The sequence below is a fragment of the Acinetobacter sp. 228 genome (assembly GCF_048147885.1).
Window position 1 is genome coordinate 1 of sequence record NZ_JAYWYV010000041.1, and the last position, 3355, is coordinate 3355.

At 58.5% G+C, this 3355-nt stretch carries 4 protein-coding genes; all 4 read right to left on the bottom strand.

Annotation, left to right across the window (positions count from 1 at the left end):
- Positions 1 to 238 (bottom strand): major capsid protein (locus tag VXQ92_RS15420; protein WP_000063231.1); only part of this gene is annotated, 238 nt, incomplete at its 3' end.
- Between the two features lie 55 nt (positions 239 to 293).
- A complete protein-coding gene (locus VXQ92_RS15425; RefSeq protein ID WP_001297109.1) occupies positions 294 to 626 on the bottom strand; it encodes a head decoration protein in 333 nt (110 codons plus the stop codon).
- A 9-nt stretch (positions 627 to 635) separates the two neighbouring features.
- Positions 636 to 1955 (bottom strand): S49 family peptidase, encoded by a 1320-nt coding sequence (locus VXQ92_RS15430; protein WP_000123343.1) that lies wholly within the window; start codon positions 1953 to 1955, stop codon positions 636 to 638.
- A partial coding sequence (locus VXQ92_RS15435; protein WP_220419795.1) for a phage portal protein occupies positions 1936 to 3355 on the bottom strand: 1420 nt, incomplete at its 5' end. The genes VXQ92_RS15430 and VXQ92_RS15435, both read right to left, overlap by 20 nt.

Genomic DNA, 3355 nt, shown 5'->3' on the forward strand with positions numbered 1-3355 from the left:
GCTTGACATATCCCGGCGTAAATTCAGAGGTGGAGCCGCCACGGGAACGGATAACCTCACCGGAAACAATCGGCGAAACGTACAGCGCCATGTTTACCAGTCCCGGAATTTGTGAGAGATAGACTTTCTCCGTGGTGAAGGGATAGCTCTCACGGAAAAAGAGACGCAGAAACAGCGGATCAAACTTAAATTTCTGCTCATTTGCCGCCAGCAGTTGGGCGGTTGTGTACATCGACATAAAAAAATCCCGTAAAAAAAGCCGCACAGGCGGCCTTTAGTGATGAAGGGTAAAGTTAAACGATGCTGATTGCCGTTCCGGCAAACGCGGTCCGTTTTTTCGTCTCGTCGCTGGCAGCCTCCGGCCAGAGCACATCCTCATAACGGAACGTGCCGGACTTGTAGAACGTCAGCGTGGTGCTGGTCTGGTCAGCAGCAACCGCAAGAATGCCAACGGCAGCACCGTCGGTGGTGCCATCCCACGCAACCAGCTTACGGCTGGAGGTGTCCAGCATCAGCGGGGTCATTGCAGGCGCTTTCGCACTCAATCCGCCGGGCGCGGTTGCGGTATGAGCCGGGTCACTGTTGCCCTGCGGCTGGTAATGGGTAAAGGTTTCTTTGCTCGTCATAAACATCCCTTACACTGGTGTGTTCAGCAAATCGTTAACGGCATCAGATGCCGGGTTACCTGCAGCCAGCGGTGCCGGTGCCCCCTGCATCAGACGATCCAGCGCAGTGTCACTGCGCGCCTGTGCACTCTGTGGTGCTGCGGCCAGAATGCGGCGGGCCGTTTTCACGGTCATACCGGGGGTTTCTGCCAGCACGCGTGCCTGTTCTTCGCGTCCGTGAGCCTCCTCACAGTTGAGGATCCCCATAATGCGGCTGTTTTCTGCCGCAACCGCTGCGGTGATCTGCGCGTTCACGTCCGGCTGCGCCGCGCTGGCGTTCTCGCCCTCCGTCGCTGGCACCACGTCAGTAACGTCAGCCTGCGAAGCAGTGGCTGAAACAGTTGTTGATTGAGTCTCTTTGGTCATTCGCCCTCCTGAGAGACGGGATTTACGTGCATCCAGTGCATCACGCATGACGGTGATCGCATCGGTGCTGTTAACAAGTTCATCAGCCAGTCCGGCATCAATGGCCTCCTGACCGCTGTACACTGCAGCCTCGGTATCCAGCACAACCTGCACGGACAGGCCGGTATATGCCGACACCTTCTGCGCAAACATCTGGCGGGTTGCGTCCATCCGGGACTGCAGTGTCTCCCGGACGTCATCCGGAAGATGGCTGTAGGGGTTGCCATCCACCTTATGGCTGCCGCTGTAAATCAGCGTGATTTCCACACCCTGTTTCTCCAGCGCAGCACCGTAATTACTGTGAGCCATCATGACGCCGATGGAGCCTGTCCGGGCGGTCTGCGTGACCAGACGCCGGGAGGCGGCACTGGCAAGCAACTGACCTGCACTGCAGTTCATGTCGTTGGCAAGCGCCCATACCGGTTTTATGTCACGCACACGGGCGATGATGTCAGCGCAGTCAAATGCCCCCGCCACCATCCCGCCGGGCGTGTCCATATCGAGCAGAATGCCGTCCACCATCGGATCGCTGGCAGCCTGTTGCAGACGGGCGATAATGCCGTTGTAACCGGTCATCCCCGAGTACGGCTGCAGCGCCCGCGTCCGGCTGACCAGCGTGCCGGACACCGGCAGCACGGCGATGCCGTTCATGACCTGATAACTGCGGGCCTGTCGTGGTCCGTCATCATCACCGGATAATGCCAGCGTCGCGAGTGCCTCCTGGGCAGTCAGGCTGTCGCCGGACACCGCATCCGTCAGGCTGCTGATCCCAAGCTGGCCTGCAAGCGCACAAAAGAAAACCCGCGCATAGGCGGGTTCAAGCATCAGCGGCTCATTAAAGGCCATGCTGGCAATATGCGGGAGATTACGCAGCTCTGCTGTCACTCTTCTCCTCCTCTGTTGATTGTCGCAGCCCGGATTCAAATGCTGCAGCCGCCCAGGCGGGCGGTTTAAGACCGGCTGCACGGCGCTCCATCGTTTCACGGACCTGCTGGGCAAAAATTTCCTGATAGTCGTCACCGCGTTTTGCGCACTCTTTCTCGTAGGTACTCAGTCCGGCTTCTATCAGCATCACCGCTTCCTGAACTTCTTTCAGACCATCGATGGCCATACGACCGGAGCCTATCCAGTCGCAGTTCCCCCAGGCACTGCGGGCTTCCTGAAAACTGAAGCGCGCTTTTGAAGGTAACGTCACCACGCGGCGAACGATGGCCTCTTCCAGCCAGCACAGAAACATCTGGCTCGCCTGACGGGATGCGACGAATTTTCGCCGCCCCATAAAGTACGCCCACGACTCGTTCGCACTGGCCCGTGCCGTGGAGTAGCTCATCTGGGCGTAATTCCGGGAAAGCTGCTCATACGAGACACCCAGCCCGGCAGCGATATACCGCAGCAGTGACTGCTCAAACACGGAGTAGCCGTTATCCGTATCCTGAGCCGTCTGCAGGTTCAGTGAGTCACCCGGCATCAGGTGCGGTACTTTTGCGCCTCCCAGCCGGACCGGCGCTGCGGCGTAATACGCGGCAATTTCACCAATCCAGCCGGTCAGCCTTTCCCGCTGCTCCTGACTGTTCGCGCCCAGAATAAAATCCATCGCTGACTGCGTATCCAGCTCACTCTCAATGGTGGCGGCATACATCGCCTTCACAATGGCGCTCTGCAGCTGCGTGTTCTGCAGCGTGTCGAGCATCTTCATCTGCTCCATCACGCTGTAAAACACATTTGCACCGCGAGTCTGCCCGTCCTCCACGGGTTCAAAAACGTGAATGAACGAGGCGCGCCCGCCGGGTAACTCACGGGGTATCCATGTCCATTTCTGCGGCATCCAGCCAGGATACCCGTCCTCGCTGACGTAATATCCCAGCGCCGCACCGCTGTCATTAATCTGCACACCGGCACGGCAGTTCCGGCTGTCGCCGGTATTGTTCGGGTTGCTGATGCGCTTCGGGCTGACCATCCGGAACTGTGTCCGGAAAAGCCGCGACGAACTGGTATCCCAGGTGGCCTGAACGAACAGTTCACCGTTAAAGGCGTGCATGGCCACACCTTCCCGAATCATCATGGTAAACGTGCGTTTTCGCTCAACGTCAATGCAGCAGCAGTCATCCTCGGCAAACTCTTTCCATGCCGCTTCAACCTCGCGGGAAAAGGCACGGGCTTCTTCCTCCCCGATGCCCAGATAGCGCCAGCTTGGGCGATGACTGAGCCGGAAAAAAGACCCGACGATATGATCCTGATGCAGCTGGATGGCGTTGGCGGCATAGCCGTTATTGCGTACCAGATCG

Bases quoted from the DNA above. Each gene is read 5' to 3' on its own strand.
- VXQ92_RS15425 (WP_001297109.1), bottom strand. From the start codon at position 626: ATGACGAGCAAAGAAACCTTTACCCATTACCAGCCGCAGGGCAACAGT.